The 24,852-nt window shown below is 62.9% G+C and carries 19 protein-coding genes; 5 read left to right on the top strand and 14 right to left on the bottom strand.

Features of this window, described 5'->3' with window-relative positions; translation table 11 throughout:
- Positions 1-52 precede the first annotated feature (52 nt).
- Positions 53-1,303, bottom strand: coding sequence for a sarcosine oxidase subunit beta family protein (locus tag ACYQ12_RS07765; protein WP_459869818.1), 1,251 nt, complete (start codon positions 1,301-1,303; stop codon positions 53-55).
- A gap of 46 nt (positions 1,304-1,349) precedes the next feature.
- Positions 1,350-2,675: a serine hydroxymethyltransferase gene (gene glyA / locus ACYQ12_RS07760; protein WP_459869815.1), complete on the bottom strand. Its 1,326-nt coding sequence runs from the start codon at positions 2,673-2,675 to the stop codon at positions 1,350-1,352.
- Between the two features lie 379 nt (positions 2,676-3,054).
- Between glyA and fdhA the strand changes: the two genes are divergently transcribed.
- On the top strand, positions 3,055-4,242 hold the full coding sequence (gene fdhA, locus ACYQ12_RS07755) for a formaldehyde dehydrogenase, glutathione-independent (RefSeq protein WP_459869813.1): 1,188 nt from the start codon (positions 3,055-3,057) through the stop codon (positions 4,240-4,242).
- Between the two features lie 161 nt (positions 4,243-4,403).
- Here fdhA and ACYQ12_RS07750 read toward each other — a convergent pair whose 3' ends face one another.
- Positions 4,404-5,510: an FAD-binding oxidoreductase gene (locus tag ACYQ12_RS07750; protein WP_459869810.1), complete on the bottom strand. Its 1,107-nt coding sequence runs from the start codon at positions 5,508-5,510 to the stop codon at positions 4,404-4,406.
- Between the two features lie 370 nt (positions 5,511-5,880).
- Between ACYQ12_RS07750 and ACYQ12_RS07745 the strand changes: the two genes are divergently transcribed.
- On the top strand, positions 5,881-7,167 hold the full coding sequence (locus tag ACYQ12_RS07745; RefSeq protein ID WP_459869808.1) for an aromatic ring-hydroxylating oxygenase subunit alpha: 1,287 nt from the start codon (positions 5,881-5,883) through the stop codon (positions 7,165-7,167).
- Positions 7,168-7,231: 64 nt separating this feature from the next.
- Here the strand turns inward: ACYQ12_RS07745 and ACYQ12_RS07740 are convergent, their stop codons facing one another.
- A complete protein-coding gene (locus ACYQ12_RS07740; RefSeq protein ID WP_459869805.1) occupies positions 7,232-7,477 on the bottom strand; it encodes a hypothetical protein in 246 nt (81 codons plus the stop codon).
- 206 nt (positions 7,478-7,683) lie between these two features.
- Here ACYQ12_RS07740 and ACYQ12_RS07735 point away from each other — a divergent pair, with 206 nt between their 5' ends.
- Entirely contained in the window at positions 7,684-9,276 is a 1,593-nt protein-coding gene (locus tag ACYQ12_RS07735) for a BCCT family transporter (protein ID WP_459869803.1), read from the top strand.
- Positions 9,277-9,345: 69 nt separating this feature from the next.
- Positions 9,346-10,233: a DMT family transporter gene (locus tag ACYQ12_RS07730; protein WP_459869800.1), complete on the top strand. Its 888-nt coding sequence runs from the start codon at positions 9,346-9,348 to the stop codon at positions 10,231-10,233.
- A gap of 58 nt (positions 10,234-10,291) precedes the next feature.
- Here ACYQ12_RS07730 and etfB read toward each other — a convergent pair whose 3' ends face one another.
- The 9 genes from etfB to ACYQ12_RS07685 all read right to left on the bottom strand — a co-directional run bounded on the left by etfB (position 10,292) and on the right by ACYQ12_RS07685 (position 22,302).
- Positions 10,292-11,101 (bottom strand): electron transfer flavoprotein subunit beta, encoded by an 810-nt coding sequence (etfB, locus tag ACYQ12_RS07725; protein WP_459869798.1) that lies wholly within the window; start codon positions 11,099-11,101, stop codon positions 10,292-10,294.
- Complete coding sequence (gene etfA, locus ACYQ12_RS07720) at positions 11,091-12,401, bottom strand: electron transfer flavoprotein subunit alpha (protein WP_459869795.1); 1,311 nt, start codon at positions 12,399-12,401, stop codon at positions 11,091-11,093. Before etfA ends, etfB begins: the two co-directional genes overlap by 11 nt.
- Positions 12,398-14,419, bottom strand: coding sequence for a (Fe-S)-binding protein (locus ACYQ12_RS07715; protein ID WP_459869793.1), 2,022 nt, complete (start codon positions 14,417-14,419; stop codon positions 12,398-12,400). The genes etfA and ACYQ12_RS07715 overlap by 4 nt, the downstream gene beginning before the upstream one ends.
- A gap of 148 nt (positions 14,420-14,567) precedes the next feature.
- The gene (dgcA, locus tag ACYQ12_RS07710; protein ID WP_459869790.1) at positions 14,568-16,640 is read right to left on the bottom strand and encodes a dimethylglycine demethylation protein DgcA; all 2,073 of its coding nucleotides are present in this window, start codon (positions 16,638-16,640) and stop codon (positions 14,568-14,570) included.
- Positions 16,641-16,651: 11 nt separating this feature from the next.
- Positions 16,652-17,185, bottom strand: a complete 534-nt coding sequence (locus ACYQ12_RS07705) for a DUF5943 domain-containing protein (protein WP_459869787.1) — start codon at positions 17,183-17,185, stop codon at positions 16,652-16,654.
- 120 nt (positions 17,186-17,305) lie between these two features.
- On the bottom strand, positions 17,306-18,283 hold the full coding sequence (locus ACYQ12_RS07700; RefSeq protein WP_459869784.1) for a dipeptidase: 978 nt from the start codon (positions 18,281-18,283) through the stop codon (positions 17,306-17,308).
- 233 nt (positions 18,284-18,516) lie between these two features.
- Positions 18,517-19,662, bottom strand: coding sequence for a choline metabolism transcriptional regulator GbdR (gbdR, locus tag ACYQ12_RS07695; protein ID WP_459869781.1), 1,146 nt, complete (start codon positions 19,660-19,662; stop codon positions 18,517-18,519).
- A 252-nt stretch (positions 19,663-19,914) separates the two neighbouring features.
- The gene (locus tag ACYQ12_RS07690) at positions 19,915-21,294 is read right to left on the bottom strand and encodes an L-serine ammonia-lyase (RefSeq protein WP_459869778.1); all 1,380 of its coding nucleotides are present in this window, start codon (positions 21,292-21,294) and stop codon (positions 19,915-19,917) included.
- Positions 21,295-21,477: 183 nt separating this feature from the next.
- Positions 21,478-22,302 carry a cobalamin-binding protein gene (locus tag ACYQ12_RS07685; RefSeq protein WP_459869776.1) on the bottom strand — a complete coding sequence of 275 codons (825 nt, stop codon included), beginning with the start codon at positions 22,300-22,302 and terminating at the stop codon, positions 21,478-21,480.
- A 151-nt stretch (positions 22,303-22,453) separates the two neighbouring features.
- On the opposite strand from ACYQ12_RS07685, the gene ACYQ12_RS07680 reads away from it, so the two are divergent.
- Positions 22,454-23,245: an SIMPL domain-containing protein gene (locus ACYQ12_RS07680; RefSeq protein WP_459869773.1), complete on the top strand. Its 792-nt coding sequence runs from the start codon at positions 22,454-22,456 to the stop codon at positions 23,243-23,245.
- Between the two features lie 140 nt (positions 23,246-23,385).
- On the opposite strand, the gene ACYQ12_RS07675 is transcribed toward ACYQ12_RS07680, so the two are convergent.
- Positions 23,386-24,846: a sodium-dependent transporter gene (locus ACYQ12_RS07675; protein ID WP_459869771.1), complete on the bottom strand. Its 1,461-nt coding sequence runs from the start codon at positions 24,844-24,846 to the stop codon at positions 23,386-23,388.
- Positions 24,847-24,852 lie beyond the last annotated feature (6 nt).

The raw sequence follows: 24,852 nt of genomic DNA, 5'->3' as shown, positions 1-24,852 counted from the left end.
GGATTCCGACGTGTCGAACAACGCCGCCATCGCGCGGCGCAGCTCGCAGAAACTAGTGCGCGACACCTGCGGCGCCATGCTCATCGACGAGCGCACCGGTATAGAAGCGATCGATGGAAAACGGCGCAGCGATAGGATGCATCTCGCCCTTGGCCAGGCTGGCGGCGAAGACATTTCCCGAACCCGGCGTGGCCTTGAATCCCCCCGTACCCCAGCCGCAGTTGAAGAACAGCCCCTTGACGGGGGTAGCCGAGAGAATGGGACAGGCATCGGGGCAGGTATCGACGATGCCGCCCCACTGGCGGTTCATGCGCACCCGCGAGAAGATCGGGAACATCTCGATGATGGCCTGCAGGGTGTGCTCTACCGTGGTGTAGCTGCCGCGCTGACCGTAACCCAGATAGCCATCGATACCGGCTCCGATGACCAGATCGCCCTTGTCCGACTGGCTGACGTAGCCATGCACATGGTTGGACATGGTGACGGTATTGAGGACCGGCTTGAGCGGCTCGGATACCAGCGCCTGCAGGGGGTGCGACTCCAGCGGCAGCTTGAAGCCGGCCATCCTGGCCAGCACGCCGGAATTGCCGGCGGCCACGCAGCCCACGGTCCTGGCCCCGATATCGCCGCGGTTGGTGTGCACGCCCACCACGCGCCCGTCGAGGATCTTGAACCCGGTCACCTCGGTCTGCTGAAGAATGTCGACGCCCCGCGCATCGGCACCGCGCGCGAAGCCCCACGCGACCGCGTCGTGGCGCGCCACCCCGCCGCGTGGCTGCCAGGAAGCCCCCATGATCGGATAGCGCGCGCGCTTGGAGGTGTCCAGTTCCGGCTCGATCTCCTTGATCTGCTGCGGCGTGACGACTTCGCTGTCGATACCGTTCAGGCGGTTGGCATTGACGCGGCGCTGGATATCGCGCATGTCCTGCAGGGTGTGGCCGAGGTTAAGCACTCCGCGCTGCGAGAACATCACGTTGTAGTTGAGGTCCTGCGACAACCCCTCCCACAGCTTCATGGAGTGTTCGTAGAGGGCCGCCGCCTCGTCCCACAGGTAGTTGGAGCGCACGATGGTGGTATTGCGCGCAGTATTGCCGCCGCCCAGCCAGCCTTTCTCGATCACCGCGACGTTGGTGATGCCGTGCTCCTTGGCCAGGTAATAGGCCGTGGCCAGGCCGTGTCCGCCACCACCGACGATGATCACGTCGTACTCTTTCTTGGGCGTGGGGTTGCGCCACTGGCGCTGCCAGTTTTCATGATGACTGAGCGCGTGCCTGACCAACCCGAAGCCGGAATAGCGTTGCATAGACTTTCTCCTCGATCGGCCCGCTGGGAGCCGCTGACGGACAGGCTCAGGCTACTGAGGTTGCGCTCTCGGCCGGCTCGCTGCTCTGGGCGGCGCCATAGACCGGATAGCGCGTGCACAGCGAGGCCACCTTGTCGCGTACTTCGGCTTCCACCGCGTCGGTGCTGCCCTGCTCGGCGAGCACGTCGAGGATGTCGCAGATCCAGCCGGCCAGCTGCTCGCAATCGGCCTCGACGAAGCCGCGGGTAGCGACCGCCGGCGTGCCGATGCGCAACCCCGAGGTGACGAACGGGCTCTGCGGATCGTTGGGCACGGCGTTCTTGTTGACGGTGATGTGCGCCCGGCCCAGTGCGGCATCCGCATCCTTGCCGGTCACGCCCTGCTTGATCAGCGAGACCAGGAACAGGTGGTCGTCGGTGCCGCCTGAGACGACATCGAAGCCGCGCTCGATGAAGACCTGCGCCATGGCACGCGCATTGGCGATGACCTGACGCTGGTAGTTGACGAACTCCTGGCTCATGGCCTCCTTGAAGGCCACGGCCTTGGCCGCGATCACGTGCATCAGCGGGCCGCCCTGCTGGCCCGGGAACACCGCGCCGTTGAGCTTCTTGACCATCGCCTCATCGGCATTCGCCGACAGGATCAGGCCGCCGCGCGGGCCACGCAGCGTCTTGTGAGTGGTGGTGGTCACCACATGGGCGTGCGGCAACGGGCTGGGGTAGAGCCCGGCGGCGACCAGCCCGGCGACATGCGCCATGTCGACCATCAGGTACGCCCCGACCTCGTCGGCGATGGTGCGGAAGCGGCGCCAGTCGACCACGCGCGAATAGGCCGAAAAGCCCGCGATGATCATTTTCGGCCGGTGTTCCCGAGCCAGGCGCGCGACTTCTTCGTAGTCGATCTCGCCGGTATCGGGATTCAGGCCGTATTGCACGGCATGGTAGTGCTTGCCGGAGAAGTTCGGCGCGGCCCCATGGGTCAGGTGCCCGCCGTGGGCCAGGCTCATGCCCAGCACGGTATCGCCCGGCTTGATCAGGGCCATGAACACGGCCGCGTTGGCCTGAGCACCGGAGTGTGGCTGGACATTGGCGTAGTCGGCGCCGAACAGGTCGCAGGCACGCTTGATAGCCAGGGCCTCGACCTTGTCGACGAACTCGCAGCCGCCGTAGTAGCGGCGACCGGGATAGCCTTCGGCATACTTGTTGGTCAGTTGGGTGCCCTGCGCTTCCATGACGAGCCGACTGGCATAGTTTTCGGAGGCGATCAGTTCGATATGCGATTCCTGGCGCGCCGTTTCTTCAGCGATTGCCGTGGCTAACGCGGCATCGTAGCTGGCTAAGCGGGCCTGGGGGGAAAAACCGTAGTGAAGCATGTCGCCTCCTCGTCACTCATTTGTTGTCCGGTATTGGCCATGTGTAGCGTCGGAGAATCGAATCTGGCCATCTACGAACGCTATCCTGCCGCGATGGTATCGCTGGCCCCGCAGTCCAAGATGCTTAACGACGTCACCGCTCGGTGTATTTGCGACATGCAGGTCGATAAGACGACGTAACGCCAGGACGACAAATCGCTACGTCGTCAATTTATTATCCAGTGTCGCCCATGGATAACTCCCCCTCTTGCGCTTGAGCCACGCTTGAAGTCCAAGCGCACGCTTGGCACGGCCGAACACAAGGTGTCAGAGCACCAACCAATCCGCATGGTCTTTCTCTGCGAATGTGGCCATGACGAAACGAACGAGAGGAATCAGCATGCCAGACAATCGTGGTGTCGTTTATATCGGTCCGGGCAAGGTCGAGGTGCAGGACATTGCTTACCCCAGGATGGAAGCGCCTAACGGCCGTGCCATTGAGCATGGGGTCATTCTGAAAGTCGTTTCCACCAACATCTGTGGCTCCGATCAGCACATGGTGCGTGGCCGTACCACGGCGCCGTCCGGCATGGTGCTGGGACATGAAATCACCGGTGAAGTGATCGAAAAGGGCAAGGACGTCGAGTTTCTCGATATCGGCGATCTCGTCTCGGTGCCCTTCAACGTGGCCTGCGGCCGCTGTCGCACCTGCAAGGAAGGCCATACCGGCGTGTGTCTGCACGTCAACGACGACCGGGCCGGCGGTGCCTACGGCTATGTCGACATGGGCGGCTGGGTCGGTGGCCAGGCACGCTATGTCATGGTCCCGTATGCCGACTTCAACCTGCTCAAGTTTCCCGATCGCGACCAGGCCATGTCCCAGATTCGCGACCTGACCATGTTGAGCGACATCCTGCCGACCGGCTTTCATGGCGCCCTGAATGCCAAGGTCGGCGTGGGATCGACGGTGTATGTGGCGGGTGCCGGCCCGGTAGGCCTGGCCGCTGCGGCTTCGGCCCGCCTGCTGGGCGCCGCCGTGGTCATGATCGGCGATTTCAACCCGCAGCGCCTGGAACATGCCCGCAAGATGGGCTTCGAGCCGGTGGATCTCAGCCGGCATGATCGACTCGGCGAGATGATCGCGGCGATCGTCGGTGAGCCCCAGGTGGACAGCGCCATCGACGCGGTCGGCTTCGAGGCGGTGGGCCATGGCGGCAAGGAACAACCCGCCGTGGTCTTGAACCAGATGATGGAGGTGACCCGCGAAGCCGGCTCCATCGGTATCCCCGGGCTGTACGTCACCGAGGATCCCGGGGCCACCGAAGCGGCGGCCCAGAGCGGCAATCTGAGCCTGCGCTTCGGGCTGGGCTGGGCCAAGGCCCACTCCTTCCACACCGGACAGACGCCGGTGGTGCAGTACAATCGTCAGCTAATGCAGGCAATCCTACATGGCAGGCTCAACATCGCCGAGATCGTCAATGCCCAGGTGATCTCCCTGGAAGACGCGCCGCAGGGTTACCAGCAGTTCGACTCCGGTGTGGCTAGCAAATTCGTGCTCGATCCGCATGGGTTGCTGGGCGCGGCGTAACAGCGAAAACGTATCGCCCTGAGTGAGAAACCGGGACGCAATGCAGACCAGCCCTCATGACCGTTTGTCATGAGGGCTGGCTTCTTTACGACTCTCTCATTGCACCCTGCTGCACCCTGCGTCTGAAGAGTCGCGAGCGCAGGCGATTTTTAAGACAGAGCTTAGAAGTCGATGACCAGATTTCCCTTGGGCCGACTGCAACAGGACAGGATATAGCCCTCTTCGATATCCTCATCGGTAATCCCGCCGTTGTGATCCATTTCCACTTCGCCGGACTTGAGCCCGACGCGACAGGTACCGCAGATTCCCATGCCACACGCCTTGGGGATATGCAGGCCGAGCTTCGACGCAGCCGCGTGTACCGTCTCGCCCGGCTGGATACGTACGCTTTTTCCCGAGCCGGCAAACTCGACGCACAGCAGTTCGTCATAATCGATCTCTTCGGCTGCCGCCTCGGCCTGTTCGGCCAGCTCCTGCACATCTTCACGAACATCCAGCGGTGTAGCCCCGAACGACTCTTCATGATAATGGCTCATGTCAAAGCCGTTGCTACGCAAGACATGCTTGATCGCATTCATGTATGGCGTAGGACCACAACAGAAAATTTCCCTTTCAAGGTAATCAGGGGCCATCAGCTCCAGCATTGGCTGTGTCAGGTAGCCACGGTAACCCGCCCACGCCTCGCCGATGTCCTCCTTGTTTTCGCAAACGATGTGCAACTTGAACTCGGGTATTCGTGAGAACATGTGCACGAGCTCGCGATGATAGATCACATCGCGTGGCGCTCTGGCACTATGGATGAACTCGACATCGACATTGGCGTTGGTATCGAAGAACCAACGCGTCATCGACATCAGGGGTGTGATACCTACCCCACCGGATAGAAACAGGACTTTATCGGCAGGAAAGTCGATCGAGTTGAAGTTGCCGACCGGCCCATGCACCACCAGTTCATCACCGACCTTGAGAGTCTCATGCAACCAGTTGGAGACCTGCCCCCCTGGGATCCGCTTGACGGTGATCGAGAAACTGTAGGGAATGGACGGTGAACTGGAGATGGTGTACGAGCGCATGATCGGCGCGTTATCGATCTCCAGTTCCAGGGTCACGAACTGGCCCGGCTTGAAGAAAAACAGCACAGGTTGCTCCGCCATGAAGCAGAACGTGCGTACATCCCAGGTTTCCTGAATCACCTTGACGCAGCGTACCGAGTGGCGGCCGTTGGTCCAGGTCTGGGTCGTGACCGGATTGAAGAAGTTCATTGTCATCGTCGTCTCTACCTGGCGGTGCCGTCACTCAGCCTTTCACCGGCCCGTATCGTTCGCACGGTCCAGCGCCCTTTCATGCTCGTATTCTGGGTACGCGCTGAACGGTCGGCTTGCCTGTCAGCGACACACGCATGCCTCCCGCCTCCACTTTCCGGCAGAGAGCCGCCCGCCAAGTCGCCGTTACGCCACCTGATGTCGCAGGCAGACAACCCACCCTGACAGACGTGCCCCACACTACGCGAACAACCCACAATCGTTGCTTCCGACGAATGGCTCCATGCATCAATGCCAGACTTCACACGACAACAACATCAACCGGTGACCGTATCGCCCGCTTGCGGGGAGGCGGCGTTTTCAAAGGATATTTGGTATGGACCTGATTGCTTCTCAAGGACTGGACGACTCCTTGGCCAAGGTACGCGAGACGACTGCCGACATGCTGCAGACGCGGGCTCGCACCTTTTCGCTGCCCCAGCCGTTCTATAACGATGCCAGGCTGTTCGCGCTCGACATGCAGGAGATCTTCGAGAAGGAATGGCTGTTCGCCGGCATGACCTGCGAAATCCCCACCAAGGGCAATTTCATGACCCTCGAGATCGGCGACAATCCGATCATCATCGTGCGCGGTAGCGAAGGACAGGTGCATGCATTTCATAACGTCTGCCGTCATCGGGGTTCGAGGCTGTGCGTGAAGGACAAGGGCAAGGTGGCCAAGCTGGTCTGCCCCTACCATCAATGGACCTACGAACTCGATGGCCGGCTGCTGTTCGCCGGCAGCGACATGGGCGACAGCTTCGATCTCGCCGCCTATGGCCTGAAGCCGGTCAACGTACGCACAGCCGGTGGCTTCATGTTCATCAACCTGAGCGAGAACCCGCCGGCCATCGACGATTTCCTGGTGACGCTGGAGCATTATCTCGAGCCGTATCAGATGGACAACGTCAAGGTCGCCGTGGAATCGAGCATTATCGAGCAGGCCAACTGGAAGCTCGTGATCGAGAACAACCGCGAGTGCTACCACTGCAACGGCGCCCATCCTGAGCTGCTCAATTCGCTGCAGGAATTCGACGACACCGAAGACCCGCGCGCCACGCCGGCTTACAAGACGCTGGTCGCCCGCAAGCAGGCGGACTGGGACAACGAGCAGGTGCCCTGGCAGTTGAAGCGCTTCGGCAAGCGCAACCGTCTGACGCGCACCCCGCTGCTGGACGGCATCGTGTCGATGACCATGGACGGCCAGCCGGGCTGCAAGAAGCTGATGGGGCGCTTGACGAGCCCGGACATGGGATCGCTGCGCATCCTGCACTTGCCCAATTCCTGGAACCATTTCATGGGCGATCATGCCATCGTGTTTCGCGTGCTGCCGCTGGGCCCGCAGCGGACGATGGTCACCACCAAGTGGCTGGTACACAAGGATGCCGTCGAAGGCGTCGACTACGATCCCGAGCAGCTCCGCCGGGTGTGGGACGCCACCAACGATCAGGATCGGCGCCTGGCCGAGGAGAACCAGCGCGGCATCAATTCGAAGGCCTACCAGCCCGGCCCTTATTCCGAGACCTACGAATTCGGCGTCATCGACTTCATCGACTGGTATGCCGAGCGCATGCTGAGCAACCTGGACCATGACACGCCCACGCTGCAACTGGCGCAAGGCTGATGCCTTCGTACATGCCATCGCCTGGCCCGCCCAAGCGGGCCAGTCTTTTTCGGGCCTCTAGAACTTAGTCTCGACGCAGTTGGGGCAGCAGGATGCCCTCTATGGCCTGACGCACCGACGGCAGCATGACGTCGGTATGCTCCATCATGTCACGGACCAGTGCCTCCAGCCCCGGTACACCATCCTCGACGTGCTTGCGCAGTGCCATCCGTGCGCAGGTGTCGGGACAGGCACCTTCAGGAATACGGATATCGAGCGCCACCAGTCGCGCCCGGAAATCGTCTCCATCGATCAACTCGACAATCATCATGGTCGGGTCCTCCTGTCGTCGCCGCCGTTTGGCTGCCATCCACGGGAGTGTAAAGGCAATCGCAAAACGGCGCGCCTCGCAACGCGGCGGCAGCTATGTCGGTGTCGGTTTCAAGCAACTGCGCCGTGCCCTCTCGGCCAAGAATGCGACGTAGCCGTACTTGCCGCAACGGCGTATGGCCAACACAACAACAAAGAGGATAACTTATGGACCTTGAGGACCCGGTCCTGACCCCTGGCCAGGACAACAAGCAGGTCATGGGGCTGGATTTTCACAATCCTGTGTTCCCCCTGTCTGCTGTCGCCATCCTGCTGTTCATCATCTATGCGCTGGTCTATCCGGATGCCGCCAGCACCCAACTGGGAGTGGCCAAGAGCTGGTCGATCGAACACTTCGACTGGCTGTTCATGATCGCCGGCAATATCTTCGTGGTGTTCTGCATCGCTCTGATCTGCCTACCGGTAGGGCGCATCCGCCTGGGCGGCCACGATGCCAGACCGGAATATTCCCGCATGTCCTGGTTCGCCATGCTGTTCGCGGCGGGCATGGGCATCGGATTGATGTTCTGGAGCGTTGCCGAGCCGGTCGCCTACTACACCGACTGGTACGGTACTCCCTTGAACGTTCCCGCCGGTACGCCGGAAGGCGCCAGCGCAGCCATGGGGGCGACGATGTTCCACTGGGGACTGCACCCCTGGGCCATCTACGCGGTGGTGGGGCTGTCACTGGCATTCTTCGCCTACAACCGGGGATTGCCGCTGACGCTGCGCTCGGCCTTCTACCCCCTGCTGGGCGAACGTACACGCGGCTGGGCAGGCCATATCGTCGATATCCTTGCCGTCCTGGCGACGATCTTCGGCCTGGCCACCTCGCTCGGATTCGGTGCCACCCAGGCGGCCGGCGGCCTGGCTTACCTGTTTGACGTACCCAATACCATCGGCACGCAACTGGCTATCATCGTCGTCGTGACCGTCATCGCCCTGATCTCGGTGTGGCGTGGCATCGATGGCGGGGTCAAGCTGTTCTCGAACATCAACATGGTGATCGCCGCAGCGTTACTGCTCTTCGTGATCGTAGCCGGCCCCACCTTGGCGATCATAGCGGGGATTGGCACGACCACCATGGATTATCTCGGCCATATCCTGCCGCTGTCGAACTGGATCGGTCGCGATGACGGCACGTGGTACCACGGCTGGACGATCTTCTACTGGGCCTGGTGGATCTCCTGGTCGCCTTTCGTCGGCATGTTTATCGCCCGGGTGTCGCGCGGCCGTACGGTACGTGAATTCCTGATCGCCGTGCTGCTGGTTCCGACGCTGGTCACGCTGGTGTGGATGAGTGCATTTGGCGGCACTGCGCTGTACCAGGCGGCCAATGGTGTCGGCGAACTGGCCAACGGCATCGGCGACGTCTCGCTGGCGATGTTCCATATGCTCGAACAGCTGCCATTGACCGGTCTGACCTCGACGCTGGCCATCGTGCTGGTCCTGGTGTTCTTCATCACCTCGTCGGATTCAGGCTCGCTGGTCATCGACAACATCACTGCCGGTGGCAAGATGGATGCGCCCAAGAGTCAACGCGTCTTCTGGGCCACTCTGGAAGGAGTGATCGCCGGCGTGCTGCTGTATGGCGGCGGCAGCACCGCCCTGGGCGCACTCCAGGCCGGTGCCGTGGCAACGGGATTGCCCTTCACCCTGGTGCTGCTGGCGATGTGCTTCAGCCTCTATATAGGCCTGCACAAGGAGTGGCGGCAGATGGCGACAGTGCCTGAGGCCACTTCGCTGCGGGAAGCCAAGTAACCTCAAAGCGAAAGCCGACCGCCAGCCCGTTGCTGGCGGTCGGCTTTTGATCGATCGGGAGTCAAGACAATGCAACTGAGTCCCTACCAACGTGGTCTCGCCATGGTTTTCACAGGCATCGTCTTCCTCAGCTTCGATGGCCTGCTGGTACGGCTTGCCGGCACGGAGGGCTGGACCATCGTATTCTGGCGCGGCATATTCATGTTCTGCGCGCTCGGGCTGGTGAGCTGTATTGGAAACCGGCTGGTCACGTTACGCCGCCATCCTGCAGCCTCGCTGGCATCCGCCGTGCTTCTCGGGATGATTTCCAGCCTTTTCGTGCTTGCCGTCATGCACGCCAGCGTAGCCAACGTCGTCGTCATCCTGAGCTCGGCGCCGTTGTTCGCCGCCCTGTTCTCCCGCCTGTTCCTGCGTGAGCGGGTGCCGTATCGCACCGTGCTGGCGATCGCTGCCTGCATGGTCGGCATGCTGCTGGTATTCGTGGGCTCATCGGAGACCGGCGGCATGTTCGAAGGCAATCTCTATGCCCTGGCAGCCGCTGCCGCCGTGGGCGGCAACCTGACCCTGCTGCGCCGTTACCCCGCGATCGATCGCATACCGCTCATTGCCGGAGGGGGCATCCTGTCAGCGGCGGTGGCATTGCCCATGGCCAGCCCCATGGCACCCGGCGGGCACAGCTATGGTGTGCTGGCCCTCATGGGGCTAGTGCAGATGCCGCTGGCGACCGTACTCATCAACAATGCGACTCGCTATCTGCCCTCGGCCGAAGTGGCGCTGTTCTATCTCGTCGAGACCGTCCTCGGCACGCTCTGGGTCTGGTGGCTGCTGGGGGAGTCGCCCACGACAGCGAGCCTGCTCGGCGGTAGCGTGATCATCATGGCACTGCTGATTCATGCGTGGCTTGGATTGCGCAGGGAAAGCAGGAACGCGCTGCATTATGAAGGCAGTGCTCAATGAAAAGCCCCACCTGTCACCAGGTGGGGTACACCGTCACGGCTTGGCCAGGCTGACGCCGTCAACGCAGCACGCCTTCCTCCTTGAGCAGTGCAAAGATCGCTTCGGCGCCCTGCTCCGGCGACACATCGCTTAGCAGCTGTCCGCCACCGCTTTCCGCCTTGGCCGCAGCCGCCTTGAAGCGGTCACGGGCCGAGGCCGACTTGACGATCTTGAGTCGCTTGGGCCGCTTGCGTGCCGGCTGTACCTGCCACTCGGCCTGTAACTCATCCATTATGCTGGCACAGGGATACGTATCGAACTCACCGCGTCGTGCCGGACCGAAGGCACTCTGCCGCGCGGGCGGCGCGCTGCTATCCACCGTGGCGATGGCCGGCAGGCGCACCCGCAGGCGACGACGCTTGCCGCGCGGCAACGCCTGCAGCACTGTGGCCACGCCCTGCTCGATGCGTTCCACTTGCGCCAGGCCACTGATCACCGGCCAGCCCAGTGCCTCGGCCAGCAGATACGGCACCAGTCCCGAACCTTCGCCCGTCTCGGCGCGCGTCCCCGTGAGTACTATTTGGGGCGCCATGCCTCGCAGTGCATCGACCAATGCCGGGACGACATCGGCGTTCGACGCTTGTTTGACAAGATTGATCTCGCCGACTCCCATGCCGAGATAACCGCGCAGGGCCTCTTCGCTGTCGACGCCATGACCTCCGGCATGAACCAGACGGACGGCGGCATCGTTCAGGGACAGCGCCATTTCCACTGCGCGGGCATCCTGATCGGCACGCCGCGCACGCGTGGTTAGCGGATGGCGACCCACCGTCACCAGGACGGCAATGTTGAGCCCGGCATGGCCCGACGACTTGGCGTCATGCGGCATCGCGATTCTCCTGCGGTTGTTCTCGATAACGCTCGATGCGTGCCACCAGGGCGGCAAGAATTTCACCGGCATCGCCGATGACGGCGAGATCGGCGCGCTTGACCATGTCGCAGCCCTCATTGAGGTTGATGGCCACGACCTTGTCACAGCTCTGGATGCCTTGAAGATGCTGTATGGCACCCGAGATGCCCACCGCCACGTAGACGCGTGCGGAAACCCAGGTGCCGGTGGCACCGACCTGACGATCCCGCGGCATGAAGCCGTCATCGACCGCCACCCGCGAAGCGCCCTCGGTCGCACCGAGTACCTGGGCGGCGTGATGATAGCCCTCCCAATCCTTGACGCCATTGCCGGCTGACAGGATGAATTCCGCCTCGGCCAGCGCCACACTGGCCGGATCGACGGCGACCTCGCCCATGTCCTCGATGCGGCCAAGCACCTCGGGCAGCGCCTGGGTCAGCTCGATCGGCTGGGCGGCATGACGTGTCTCGCTGACCGGTTCGGCACACTCCGCCAGTGCCAGCACCACGCGCGGCAGAGCGCGCGTAATATCGCTCATGCCTGCGGCGCCACGGGCCGTACAGCGCCATCCGGTGTCGCTACCGGTATCCGTCTCGACCTGCCAGACCTGGGTCGCCGGACGCTCACCCAGCCGCACGGCCAACCGTCGGCCCAGCTCAGCCCCGCCGAGCGGGGAGTCGGGCAGCAGCCAGTAGTGCGGCGCCAGCTCACGTTCGACACTCTGCAGCGCGGCAATTCGCACTTCCGGCAGGTAGCCTGAGAATGCCTCCCCGTCCACATGCAGCAAGCGATCGATACCGGCCTCGCCGAAGGCCGACGCTTTAAGCTCGCCGCTGCCCTCGCTCTCCTTGTGCGTGCCGAAAATAATCGCCAGCACCGCCCCTGGCCGTTCGGGATCGGCATCGGCCAGCTGGCGTGCCAGCCCCAGCAGGTCACGGTCATGCGACGACAACCGTCCCCCCGAGAGATCGGGCACCACGGCGACCAGAAATGCCGGTGTCTCGATCTCGACGCGGCGGCGCGTGTCCTTGGGCTGCGCCTGGCGGCCGCCGGGCTGCATTGCCGCCTGCTGCGCGCCACTGCGATCGATACGCTTGATACCGTTGGGGCCGATAAAACCCACGGCATGCGGATTACGGCGTGTCAGTCCGTTGGGCCCCATCCATTCGCTGGGCGAAGCGCCGCCGCCCAATTCCGCGAGCACCTCGAGATGCGCGGGATGCAGGCGGTTACGAGCGATCCATTCCTTGCGCGGATCGCGGCGAATGATATCGCTCATGGCGTCACCTCCTCCGCAATGCGACGTGTCTGTTCCGCCGCGTCATCTCGCGAAGCCTTCTCCGTCGGCACCTCGACAATCAATGCATCGGCGACCAGCTCGGCGATGTCCTTGATCTCGGCTTTCGCTGGCGCACCCGACGACGCGCTGCTGGGCGCCACTACGCCTTCGAGCATCATTGTGCATTGCGGACAGCCCACGGCGACCAGCTCGGCGCCGGTCTCGTGCACGTCGTTCATGCGCATGTCGGGAATGCGCTGCTTGCCGGGAATATCGGTAATGGGTGCGCCACCGCCGCCGCCACAGCAACGCGAACGGTAGCCCGAGCGGGCCATTTCCTTGACCTCGATACCCAGCGCCCTGAGCACCGCGCGCGGCGCTTCGTATTCGCCGTTGTAGCGGCCGAGATAACAGGGATCGTGATAGGTCACGGTACCGCCCTTCCAGGACTTAAGGTTCAGCTTGCCATTCTCGAGCAGGCGATTGAGATAGGTACTGTGATGGAACACCTCGTAATTTCCTCCCAACTCACCGTACTCGTTCTTGAGCACATGGAAACTGTGCGGGTCGCAAGTGACGATGTGCGCAAAGCGATACTGCTCGAGGGTCGCGATGTTGCGTCTGGCCAGCGACTGGAAGGTCGCCTCGTCGCCCAGGCGACGCGCCACGTCGCCACTGTCGCGCTCATCAACGCCGAGCACGGCGAAGTCGAGCTGGGCGGCACGCAGTACCGATACCAGCGCGCGCAGCGTTCTCTGGTTGCGCATGTCGAAGACGCCGTCGCCCAACCACAGCAGTACCTCGGCTTCTTGCTTGTCGGCCATCAGCGGCAGGTTGAGATCCGCCGCCCAGTTCATGCGAGAGCCGGGGTCGAAGCCGCCGGGGTTGTCGGTCGCGATCAGGTTGTCGAGCACCTCGGCGCCCTTGTTGGGGGTATTGCCATGCTCGAGCGTCAGGAACCGGCGCATGTCGACGATGGCATCGACATGCTCGATCATCATCGGGCACTCTTCGACGCAGGCGCGGCACGTCGTGCACGACCACAGCGTCTCGGCATCGACCAGCGCCTTGCCCTGTCGGCTGACGATCGGCCCGTGCGGCTCGCCGGCGTGCTCGCCCACCGGCTTCCCTGGGTAGGGGGAGCCGGCGTAGTGGGCATCGCTGCCGCCGACCATGCCGACGACCATGTCCTGGATCAGCTTCTTGGGGTTGAGCGGCTGCCCGGCGGCGAAGGCCGGACACATCGCCTCGCAGCGCCCGCACTGCACGCAGGCATCGAAGCCCAGCAACTGGTTCCAGGTGAAGTCGGCAGGTTTCTCGACGCCCAGCTTTGCCGAGGTGTCCTCCAGGCGCAGTGCCTTGAGCCCCGTGGAGCGCCCTTCGCCGCCCTGCTTGTCCGAAAAGCGCTCGGGACGACGGTGAAAGGCCAGATGCAGGGCGCCGGCGAAGGCATGCTTCATCGGCCCGCCCCAGGTCATGCCGAAGAACAGCTCGCCCAGCCCCCAGGTCACTACGCCGGCCAGCACTACAGCTAGCACCCAGCTCCCGAGGTCTTCCGGCAGTACGCCGGCCGTCGGCAGAGTGACCAGGAACACGCCCAGCGAAAAGGCGATCAGGCTCTTGGGCAGTCGCATCCAGGGGCCCTTCGACAGGCGTGGCGGCGGGTTGCGGCGGCGCTTGGCGACGAACAGGCTGCCAACGAACATGCAGGTCGTGGCGGCCAGCAGCGCCCAGGCCAGAATCGTGCTGTCCAACCCGAAGCCATGCACGACGATGGCCAGCAAGGCTGCCAGCACGAAACCACCGGCCGTGGCGACGTGAGTGTTGGACATCGCCTTGTCGCGCGCGACGACATGGTGCAGATCGACCAGATAGCGCCGCGGCATCGCGGCCAGACCCTGCATGATGGGCACCGGTGAAGGCCGCCCCTGGCGCCACAGGCGAACGCGGCGTACGGCACCGATCGCCGCCAGCGCCAGGGCGGAAAAGATCAGGATCGGTAGAAGCGTGTTAAGCATTCCGTGCGCCCCCTACAATCGTAAGTTGATAGTGTCGCTTCATGGCTCACAAAAGAAGGAAGAAGTCAGCGCCGCTTCGCGGCTAGAAGAAGGAAGAAAGTCATGGTTCTTCCCTCTTCCCTCTTCCCTCTTCCCTCTTCCCTCTTCTTCAAAAGTCTTTGCATAACCGCAGGGCATCGTAGATTGCAGCGTGCGTATTGCGCGGCGCCGTGCAGTCGCCCAGCCGGAACAGCAGGAAACCTTCGCCACTCTCGGACAGACACGGCTGCGGCTGGATCGCGTACAGCGCCTCGATGTCGATCTGCCCCTTGTTGCGCGACTGTCCCTTGAGGGCGTAATACAGCGACTCGTCGGGACGCACGCCATTCTCGACGACGATCTGGTCGACGACGCGCTCTTCCTGGGCACCGGTGTATTCGTTCTCCAATACCGCCACCAGCGAGTCGCCCTCGCGATACACCTTGTGCAGCGCCAGGTCGGAGGTCATGATCACCTCCTTCTCATAGAGGCTGCGGTAGTAGGTCGGGAACGTGGTGCCACCCACCGCTGCACCGGGTTTGATGTCGTCGGTCACGATCTCGACCTTGGCGCCCTTGTCGGCCAGGTAGTCGGCTGCCGACACACCGGCGAACTCGCAGATGGTGTCGTAGATCAGCACGTTCTTGCCCGGCGCCACGGCGCCGCTGAGGATGTCCCAGGTGCTGACCACCAGGCTTTCGTCACGCGACTCGGCGTACCCCCACTCGGGCACCTGCGACAGGAACGGCTGCCCGCCGGTCGCCAGGATCACGATATCCGGACGCAGGTCGGCGATCGTCGCCTCGTCGGCCCGGGTACCCAGGCGCTGATCGACGCCAAGGCGCGCCAGCTCCAACTGATACCAGCGGGTGATCCCGGCGATCTGGTCACGCTGCGGTGCCTTCGAGGCCAGAGTGATCTGGCCGCCGAGCTGCTCGGCCGCTTCGAACAGGGTGACGTCGTGGCCGCGTTCGGCACTGACGCGCGCCGCCTCCATGCCACCGGGGCCACCGCCGACCACCACCACCTTGCGCCTGGACCCTTCGCTCTTCTCGACGATGTGCGGCACGCCCATGTATTCGCGCGAGGTCGCGGCGTTCTGGATGCACAGCACGTCGAGCCCCTGATACTGGCGATCGATGCAGTAGTTAGCCCCCACGCACTGCTTGATCTGGTCGACCTGATCCATCTTGATCTTGGCGATGAAGTGCGGATCGGCAATATGGGCGCGAGTCATGCCCACCAGATCGACGTAGCCGCCCTCGAGAATGCGGCTTGCCTGGTTGGGATCCTTGATGTTCTGGGCATGGATCACCGGTACGCTGACCACTTCCTTGATGCCGGCCGCCAGATGCAGGAAGGGCTCCGGCGGATAGGCCATGTTGGGAATCACGTTGGCCAGGGTGTTGTGGGTGTCGCAGCCCGAGCCGACCACGCCGAAGAAATCGACCATCCCGGTCGCGTCAAAGTAGGCGGCAATCTGCTTCATGTCGTCGTGGGTCAGGCCGTCGGGATGGAACTCGTCACCGGTGATGCGCATGCCGACCACGAAGTCGTCGCCGACCTCGGCACGTACCGCCTTGAGCACTTCCATGCCGAAACGCATACGGTTTTCGAAGCTGCCGCCCCACTCGTCGGTACGCTTGTTGACGCGCGGGCTCCAGAACTGGTCGATCAGGTGCTGGTGCACGGCGGACAGCTCGACGCCATCCAGTCCGCCCTCCTTGGCGCGGCGTGCTGCCTGGGCAAAATCCTGGATGATGCGCCAGATCTCCTCTTCCTCGATGGTCTTGCAGGTCGAGCGGTGGACCGGCTCGCGGATGCCCGACGGCGACACCAGGGTCGACCAGTTGAAGCCGTCCCAGCGCGAACGACGCCCCATGTGGGTGATCTGAATCATGATCTTGCCGCCGTGCTTGTGCACCGCTCCCGCAAGATTCTGGAAATGCGGAATGATCCGGTCGGTCGACAGGTTGACCGAACTCCACCAGGCCTGCGGGCTGTCGATGGAAACGATCGACGAGCCGCCGCAGATGCACAGACCGCAGCCGCCCTTGGCCTTCTCTTCGTAATACTTGACGTAACGCTCGGTGGTCATGCCGCCGTCGGTGGCATAGACCTCGGCGTGTGCGGTGCTGACCACGCGGTTGCGAATGGTCTGGTTGCCGATCTGGATCGGCTGAAACAATGCCTCGAAAGCCATCTCGACAGTCCTCAGTTCGCGGGCGTGACAACAAACAGGCCATGATCGTGGCCTTCTTCGGCGGCGCTCTGGACCTGCTCGGCGACGGTGCGCAACTCGCTGCCCCGGGCGCTGAGGATCTGGTCCATGGCCCCGGCGAACCAGCCGGTGAACATGTACTCGACCTTGCGATTCACCTTGCCGAGCTGGTAGACGAAGGCGCTGTGCTCCAGGCGCACCCGCGCAGTGCCCGCGTCGAGATCGATCTCTTCGGTGATGAATCGACCCCAGCCACGCTGCGACAGGCGCGTCATGTAGTGCTCGAACACCGCCACGCCGCTCAGGCCGTGCAGCTCGGCCTCCTTCTCGCACCAGTGCCAGGCGCTCTTGTAGCCAGCGTCGTAGAGAATTTCGGCGTACTTCTCGGCACCCAGCGCCTCTTCCACGGCGACGTGATTGTTGATGAAGAAGTGGCGCGGCACATAGAGCATCGGCAGCGCATCGGTGGTCCATACGCCGCTTTCCGAGTCCACTTCGATAGGCAGTTCAGGGGCCAGCTTGGTCACGTCGGGTTCCTCGAATTGTCGTTATATAGAAGAAAGAAGAGGTAAGGGAGAAGAGCGAAGAGAGGGGAGACAGAGGGCACGGCGACCGCCTTCTTCCCTCTTTTCTCTTCCTTCTTCGCTCTAGCTTCCCCAGACGTCCCTGAGCACCCTTACCCAGTTCTCGCCCATGATCTTGCGTACCTGAGCTTCGCTCATGCCGCGACGCAGCAGCGCCTCGGTCAGGTTGGGAAACTCGCCGATGGTGCGGATGCCTTCCGGGTTGACGATTTTGCCGAAATTGGTGAGACGGCGGGCGTAACCCTTGTCGTGGGTCAGCCACTCGAAGAAGTCATGGCCATGCCCTTGCGTGAAGTCGGTACCGATACCGATGGCATCCTCACCGACGAGGTTCATCACGTACTCGATGGCCTCGCAGTAGTCGTCGATGGTCGAATCGATGCCTTTCTTGAGAAATGGCGCGAACATGGTCACGCCGACGAAACCGCCGTGATCGGCAATGAACTTGAGTTCCTCGTCGGACTTGTTGCGCGGGTGTTCCTTGAGGCCGGAGGGCAGGCAGTGCGAGTAGCAGACCGGCTTCTGCGACTCGAGAATGACCTCCTCGGAGGTCGTGGCGCCGACATGCGACAGGTCACACATGATGCCGACGCGATTCATCTCGGCGACGATCTCGCGACCGAAGCCGGACAACCCGCCGTCGCGCTCGTAGCAACCGGTGCCGACCAGATTCTGGGTGTTGTAGCACATCTGCACGATGCCCACGCCGAGCTGCTTGAAGACCTCGACGTAGCCGATCTGGTCCTCGAAGGCATGAGCGTTCTGGAAACCGTAGATGATGCCGGTCTTGCCCTCTTCCTTGGCCCGGGTGATATCCGCCGTGGTGCGCACCGGGCGCACCAGATCGCTGCACTCGGCCATCAGCCTGTTGGAGGCCACGATGTTGTTGACCGTGGCCTGGAAGCCTTCCCATACCGACACGGTGCAATTGGCCGCGGTCAGGCCGCCCCGGCGCATGTCCTCGAGCAATTCACGGTTCCATTTGGCAATGATCAGACCATCGATGACGATGGCGTCGTCGTGCAGTTCGGCAGGGGTCATGGCGAGGCTCCAAGCGGTGACTTATGCGAGGAGCATAGCCTTGCCTCGACGTCGCTCGACGCTTGGAAGCGACGATGAAAATTCCAAAAACGTCATGGCTTCTTGAATACGACGCCCGCGCACGAAACCGTAGGTCGACAGAACGCCAGGGAGGAGGATTATTCGCAGCAGAAAGCCGAGCTGCCCTTGGCACGGGCAGCTCGTATCACCTCAATGATGCAGGCTTGGTAGGGTCAGTTCAGCAGCGGCACGCTGGCGAAGGTCGGCTCGCCCTTTGCATTTGCCAGCGCCAGCAGAGCTCTGGAGACAGGTTCGTTGGCAGATGGCTCGGCCGCCCATGCCTGGGCCACGCATGGGGAACCGCTACCGCGGCCTTGTCGGCTCTGGACACCCGAGCGCTCATCCCGCGGCGGCACCCCGAAATACTCGCGATAGCACTTCGAGAAATGCGGCGTCGAGACGAAGCCGCACACGGACGCGACCTCGATGATCGACAGGGAGGTCTGTTTCAGCAACTGGCGTGCCCGTACCAGGCGCAACTTGAGGTAATAACGCGAAGGCGAGCAGCGCAGATACTTCTGGAACAAGCGCTCCAATTGACGACGCGAGACATCGACGTAACTGGCCAGTTCGTCGAGCTCGATCGGCTCTTCGAGATTGGATTCCATCAGCGCGACGATTTCCAGCAGCTTGGGCTGGGTCGTCCCCAGTACATGCTTGAGCGGTACACGCTGCTGATCCTGCTCGTTGCGTACACGCTCGTAGATGAACATTTCGGAGATACCCGCCGCAAGCTCGCGGCCGTGGTCGCGCCCGATCAGGTTCAGCATCATGTCGAGCGGTGCCGTTCCGCCAGACGCCGTGAAGCGGTCCCGGTCGATGGAGAATAGCCGCATGGTCAGGGCGACCTTGGGGAAGGCTTCCTGCATGGATGCCAGACACTCCCAATGGATACTGGTCTCGTAGTGGTCGAGGAGCCCTGCCTTGGCCAGGGCCCAGCTTCCGGTGCACACCGCACCCAGCCGCCGCAACTGACGCGACTGCGCCTGAAGCCAGTGGACGTGTTCACGCGTGACGCTATGCTGCGGGCCGACGCCACCGCACACGACCACCCAGTCCAGCGATAGTGGAATGGTGGTGGCGGCATCGGGCGTGACCTGAAGTCCGTCGCTGGCTCGTACCGGTGCGCCATCCAGTGACAGGGTATACCAGCGATAGAGTTCACGGCCCGCCAACTGGTTCGCCATCCGCAACGGCTCTATGGCCGAGGCAAGCGAAATCAGGGTGAAGTTGTCCAGCAGCAGAAAGCCGAGGGTCTGAGGGGAGGCAGCCGAGGAAGCCGCCGAGGGGACATTCGTCATGTTATGGGACGAGGCCATTCAGGTCATCTCCTTCCTGGAACGCTTCCAGGCGCCCTCACGGGTTTTCGGTTTTATCTTTGTTATGGCATGTCACCTGATCGCTGATAAACAGGAAGAACGGCAACCATGTCCACCGCCAATGTAATCTCCATGTCGAAGCAAGACAGTAATAATTTGTTCATCGACCGCCAGAAAGCGGGTTCAGACCCCACCCGTGTCGCTCACGGCTACCCGGATGTCGCATTCGGTACCGTCTCGCTCGGGTCATCCTCAGCACTCGATGGCGTTGACCGCCAGGCCGCCGCGCGAGGTTTCCTTGTACTTGTCCTGCATGTCACGCCCCGTCTCCCGCATGGTGCGGATGGCCTTGTCCAGCGACACGAAGTGCTCGCCGTCGCCGCATAGCGCCATCTGGGCCGCATTGATCGCCTTCATCGCGGCCATCGCGTTGCGCTCGATGCAGGGAATCTGGACCAGTCCCCCGATGGGATCGCAGGTCAGGCCGAGATTGTGTTCCAGGCCGATTTCCGCCGCATTCTCGACCTGATCGGGCGTGCCCCCCATCACCTCGGCAAGTCCCGCCGCAGCCATCGCGCAGGCCGAACCGACCTCTCCCTGGCAACCGACCTCGGCGCCGGAGATCGAGGCGTTCTTCTTGCAGAGTATCCCCACCGCCCCTGCGGTCAACAGGAAGTCGACCACGTCGCGCTCGCAAGCGCCGGGCTGGAATTTCATGTAGTAGTGCAGCACGGCGGGAATGATGCCCGCCGCCCCGTTGGTGGGTGCCGTGACCATACGCCCACCGGCGGCATTCTCCTCGTTGACCGCCAGCGCAAAGAGATTGACCCAGTCCATCGCCGAGAACGTCGAGGCGATCAGCCCCGGATTTCCCTCGGCGGCCAGCAGCCGTTGATGCCAGCGCCTGGCACGGCGGCGGACGTTGAGGCCGCCGGGCAATATGCCCTCGTGCTCCAGACCGTTCGCGACACACTCGCGCATGGCCTGCCAGATGCGCCAGAGCTCGTCGCGGATAGTGGTCTCGTCGCGCCACGCCTTTTCGTTTTCCATCATGAGCTGGCTGATGCGCAATCGGTGCCGGCGGCACAGCGCCAGCAGTTCGACGGCGCTGGAGAAATCATAGGGCAGCGGCGTGGTATCGGTATCCACGGAACCCTCCCGCGCCTGCGCCTCGTCGACGACGAAACCGCCCCCCACCGAGTAATAGGTGTTTTGGTAAAGTTCATCGCCTTGGGCGTAGGCGGTCAGGCGCAGGGCGTTGGGATGATGCGGCAGACTCTCCTCGTGCCACTGCATGTCGCGCTTCCAGACGAAGGAGATCGACAGATGACCGGCCAACCGCAACACCTGCGCCTCGTGGAGCTCCTCGAGGCACGGCGAGATGACTGCCGGATCGATCCGGTCGGGGCGCTCGCCCATCAGCCCCATGACCACCGCCCGATCGGTACCGTGACCGACACCCGTTGCCGCCAGGGAACCGAATAATTGCACTTCGACGCGTGTCACCCCTTCGAGCAGGTCCTGCTCGCGCAGTGCCGTGACGAAGTCGTAGGCGGCGCGCATGGGCCCGACCGTATGAGAACTGGATGGACCGACACCGATCTTGAACAGATCGAACACACTGATGGACATGGCATACCTCACCGAGCAGGCAATGACTTAGGGTTGTCCGAAAAGTCGGCGAGCGCAGGCACTTTTCGTATAAATCCTAGATCCGCCATTGGACACCGGGGGAAAGATCACGAGCTTCCCCCATTCGACATCGATATGCCCGGGACCGACAGGCTGGCGAAATGTATCGACAACCGCCGCGACTCATGGCTGCGCCAGGTCCCGGCAGACCGCCTCCACCGCCTGAAGAATGCGCGGCCCGGGGCGGCTGATGGCATCGGGATCGAGCGTGTACAGTCGATGATGGCGGACTGCCGGCAATACGTCGAGTGCCTGCCACTGCCGTTTCCAGGCGTCGTTATCGGCAACGGCGAGAATCACCTCGGGGCGGGCCTCGATCAGCGCTTCGCGCCCGATCTGCGGTACCAGCACCGGACTGTCGGCAAACAGCGGCTCACCCCCGCAATGGCGGATCACCTCGGTGACGATATGGCCGCCAGCCAGCGTCGTGAGCGGATCGTGCCCCAGTTGGAAAAATACCCGCGGTGCGGGGCTCAGTACCTGTCGTAGCGCCTCGAGGCGTTGGCGAAACGTCTCGGCGGCGGCTTTCCCTTCGACGGCATGGCCGGTCAGCCGGCCCAGTTCACGCATGTCTTCGGCAACCTGGACAAGCTGGCGGGGCTCGCTTTCATAGACGGCGATCCCCAGCGCCCTGAGACGCTCGACCAGCTCCCGTGGCGTACCGCTGGCCCAGGTGATGACGAGATCCGGCTCGCGAATCACTATCGCTTCCAAGGGTATCCCCCGGTAGCTGCCCACTCGGGGCAGGGCTTCTGCGGCCTGGGGGAAATCGCTGCCCTCGATGACCCCGACCAGCGTGTCACCGGCCCCCACCGCAAACAGCATCTCCGCGACATGCGGTGCCAGCGCCACCACGCGCTGCGCCGGAGTTTCGAGATGAACCGTGCGTCCGCTGTCGTCGACTACCGTCATTGCCATGGTCAGGCCCGGCAATTGAATCAGCAGCATGGTCCATGTCAGACGGATTGCGACCCTGCGGAATGAGGAAACAATGTGCCACACGCGAAATCGCCTCGCCGCGGAGAAAGCCGACAGGATAGCATGGCGTTTCAGGGCGCTGGACATTGCCCCGCGCCCGCCGAATCACAAGGAGACCGTTATGCCGAACATGCCCTCTCGCGCCCTGCCGCGTTCGCGATCCTTGCTGGCACTGCTGTGCCTGAGCGCCGGCCTGTATGGCTCGCCGCTCATGGCCCAGCAGTCGTCCACTGCGGAGCCGCCACGCCTGACGGTCCAGGCACAGGCGACCCTCGACGTGGTACCGGACATGGCGACCCTCAGCGCCCGCCTCTGGGAACGGACGCCGGCCATTGCCCAGCGCGAAGAAGAGACGACTGATCCGCAGGCGCTGCGTGAGGCTCGTGAGCGCCTCGAACAGCGTACCGGAGAGCTGATCCGCACCCTCGAAAGCAATGGTCTGGAAGCGGACGCGATTCGTGCCGGCTCGCTCACTATTCGTCCCGAATATGTGCAGCGTCCGGGGCAGCAGACCCAGAACTCGGAGCCTTGGGTGCGCACCCAGATCGAGCGTCCTCTGACGCTGACGATCCGCGACCTCACCCAGCTGCCCACCATTCTCGATGCGCTGACCGAGGCCGGGGTCAATGCGCTGGACGGCGTAGAGTACGACCTTCAGGACCGCGACGCCGCGACCGATCAGGCCCTGACCCGGGCGCTCGAACGCGCTACACACAAGGCCCGACTGATGGCCCGCACCATGAACGTGAAGCTCGGTCAGGTCAGCAGCATCCAGGAAACCAATGCGCCCATCTTCATGCCCAAGATGATGTCGATGCGCAGCGAAGCCGCGGACTCCCGGTCCGTACCGGAATATCGTCCCGGCGAGATCAGCATCGATGCCGGAGTCAACGTGAGCTGGGAAATCGAGTAGCGAGGACGCCGCCTTAACTGTCTATGGCACAACCGCAGGCTTAAACGGCGAAAGCCCCGCATCGACGATGCGGGGCTTCTTGTGGCACTTCTTGTTGTAGCACTTCGGCAAGCGGCCCGGCCAGGACCGGAGTCAGCCGATCAGCTCGCCGGCGAACGCCGCAGGCGCGGACTGAACCACTCGCCAAGCAGGGTAATGACGATGAGCAAGGCCACGAACCAGGGCCATTGTGTCGCCATGTCGAGCGTCATCAGGCCCAGCGCGTCGATGAAGATCAGCACGATACCCAGCGGGCTCACGTAGCGCACCATGAACAGCCACAGCGCATACGACTTGTGAGATAGTCCCAGCTCCGAGCGGAAGATCTCGTTGTTGAGCACGAAACCGGCCATGATCGCCATGCCCAGCCCACCCAGCGGCATCATCCAGCGCGACGTCAGGTAATCCAGCCAGTCGAAGAAGGTCTTGCCGGCCAGCGTCCAGTCGGCACCGAGGTTGAAGGAGAGCATCGCCAGGGTACTGACCAGCCATAGCACGATACCGGTCGCCCAGGAGGCGCTTGTGCGCGTCATGCCCTTGCTTTCTGTCAGCCAGGCCACGGTGGCCTCGATCATGGAGATCGCCGAGGTCAGCGCCGCCACGGTGAGCATGATGAAGAAGATCGCTTCGAGCAGCGTGCCCATCGGCATCTGCTGAAAGGCCAGCGGTAGACTCATGAAGATCAGCCCCGGCCCGCTGGCGGGGTCCATGCCGTTGGCGAAGATGATCGGGAAGATTGCCAGCCCGGCCATCAGCGCGATGAGCGTATCGCAGATCGCCACGGTAAAGGTGGTTCGCGCGATGGACTTGTCGTCGGGCAGATAGGCGCCATACGCCATGATCGCCCCCGCCGCTAGCGACAGGGTGAAAAAGGCGTGTCCCATGGCAGCGAGCAGCCCTTCACTGGAGAGCTTGCCGATCTCGAAGGAGAACAGGAAATCGACCGCCGCGCCGAAGCCGCCCGAGAACATGGCGTAAACGATCATGATCGCCAGCATGATGACCATCCCCGGCATCATCCAGCGTACATTCTTCTCGATGCCCTCCTGCACACCTTTACCGACGATAACCATGGTCACGATGGTCACCAGCGTGCTCCAGAAGCCCAGGTTCCACGGGTTGGCGTTGTTGGCGCCAAAGATCGCCGCCATCTCCTCGACGCTGCTGCCGTCGAGCCCGCCACTGATCGCCTTCCATAGATAGGAAACCGCCCAACCGGCCACGACCACGTAGAACGACAGGATCATGAAACCCGCCAGCATCGACATCCAGCCGATCAGCGACCAGACGCGGCTACTGCCGGACTCCAGGGCCACCCGCCGCACGGCGTCGATCGGGCTGCCCCGACCGCGCCGGCCGAAGGCGATCTCGGTCATCATGATCGGGATACCGATGGCGAGAATACAGGCCAGATAGACCAGCACGAAGGCGCCGCCACCATACTCGCCGGTCATGTAGGGAAACTTCCAGATGTTGCCCAGCCCCACGGCCGAGCCGGTGGCGGCGAGGATGAACCCCCAGCGGCCGATCCACAGATTCTTGGGTTGCTGTCTTGCTGTCATGGTGCA

The organism is Halomonas shantousis (genome assembly GCF_054654615.1).
The sequence above is the reverse complement of the archived record's forward strand: the minus strand, read 5'-3'. Positions and strand labels throughout refer to the sequence as shown.

Bases quoted from the DNA above. Each gene is read 5' to 3' on its own strand.
- ACYQ12_RS07765 (WP_459869818.1), bottom strand. From the start codon at position 1,303: ATGCAACGCTATTCCGGCTTCGGGTTGGTCAGGCACGCGCTCAGTCAT.
- glyA (WP_459869815.1), bottom strand. From the start codon at position 2,675: ATGCTTCACTACGGTTTTTCCCCCCAGGCCCGCTTAGCCAGCTACGAT.
- fdhA (WP_459869813.1), top strand. From the start codon at position 3,055: ATGCCAGACAATCGTGGTGTCGTTTATATCGGTCCGGGCAAGGTCGAG.
- ACYQ12_RS07750 (WP_459869810.1), bottom strand. From the start codon at position 5,510: ATGACAATGAACTTCTTCAATCCGGTCACGACCCAGACCTGGACCAAC.
- ACYQ12_RS07745 (WP_459869808.1), top strand. From the start codon at position 5,881: ATGGACCTGATTGCTTCTCAAGGACTGGACGACTCCTTGGCCAAGGTA.
- ACYQ12_RS07740 (WP_459869805.1), bottom strand. From the start codon at position 7,477: ATGATGATTGTCGAGTTGATCGATGGAGACGATTTCCGGGCGCGACTG.
- ACYQ12_RS07735 (WP_459869803.1), top strand. From the start codon at position 7,684: ATGGACCTTGAGGACCCGGTCCTGACCCCTGGCCAGGACAACAAGCAG.
- ACYQ12_RS07730 (WP_459869800.1), top strand. From the start codon at position 9,346: ATGCAACTGAGTCCCTACCAACGTGGTCTCGCCATGGTTTTCACAGGC.
- etfB (WP_459869798.1), bottom strand. From the start codon at position 11,101: ATGCCGCATGACGCCAAGTCGTCGGGCCATGCCGGGCTCAACATTGCC.
- etfA (WP_459869795.1), bottom strand. From the start codon at position 12,401: ATGAGCGATATCATTCGCCGCGATCCGCGCAAGGAATGGATCGCTCGT.
- ACYQ12_RS07715 (WP_459869793.1), bottom strand. From the start codon at position 14,419: ATGCTTAACACGCTTCTACCGATCCTGATCTTTTCCGCCCTGGCGCTG.
- dgcA (WP_459869790.1), bottom strand. From the start codon at position 16,640: ATGGCTTTCGAGGCATTGTTTCAGCCGATCCAGATCGGCAACCAGACC.
- ACYQ12_RS07700 (WP_459869784.1), bottom strand. From the start codon at position 18,283: ATGACCCCTGCCGAACTGCACGACGACGCCATCGTCATCGATGGTCTG.
- gbdR (WP_459869781.1), bottom strand. From the start codon at position 19,662: ATGGCCTCGTCCCATAACATGACGAATGTCCCCTCGGCGGCTTCCTCG.
- ACYQ12_RS07690 (WP_459869778.1), bottom strand. From the start codon at position 21,294: ATGTCCATCAGTGTGTTCGATCTGTTCAAGATCGGTGTCGGTCCATCC.
- ACYQ12_RS07685 (WP_459869776.1), bottom strand. From the start codon at position 22,302: ATGCTGCTGATTCAATTGCCGGGCCTGACCATGGCAATGACGGTAGTC.
- ACYQ12_RS07680 (WP_459869773.1), top strand. From the start codon at position 22,454: ATGCCGAACATGCCCTCTCGCGCCCTGCCGCGTTCGCGATCCTTGCTG.
- ACYQ12_RS07675 (WP_459869771.1), bottom strand. From the start codon at position 24,846: ATGACAGCAAGACAGCAACCCAAGAATCTGTGGATCGGCCGCTGGGGG.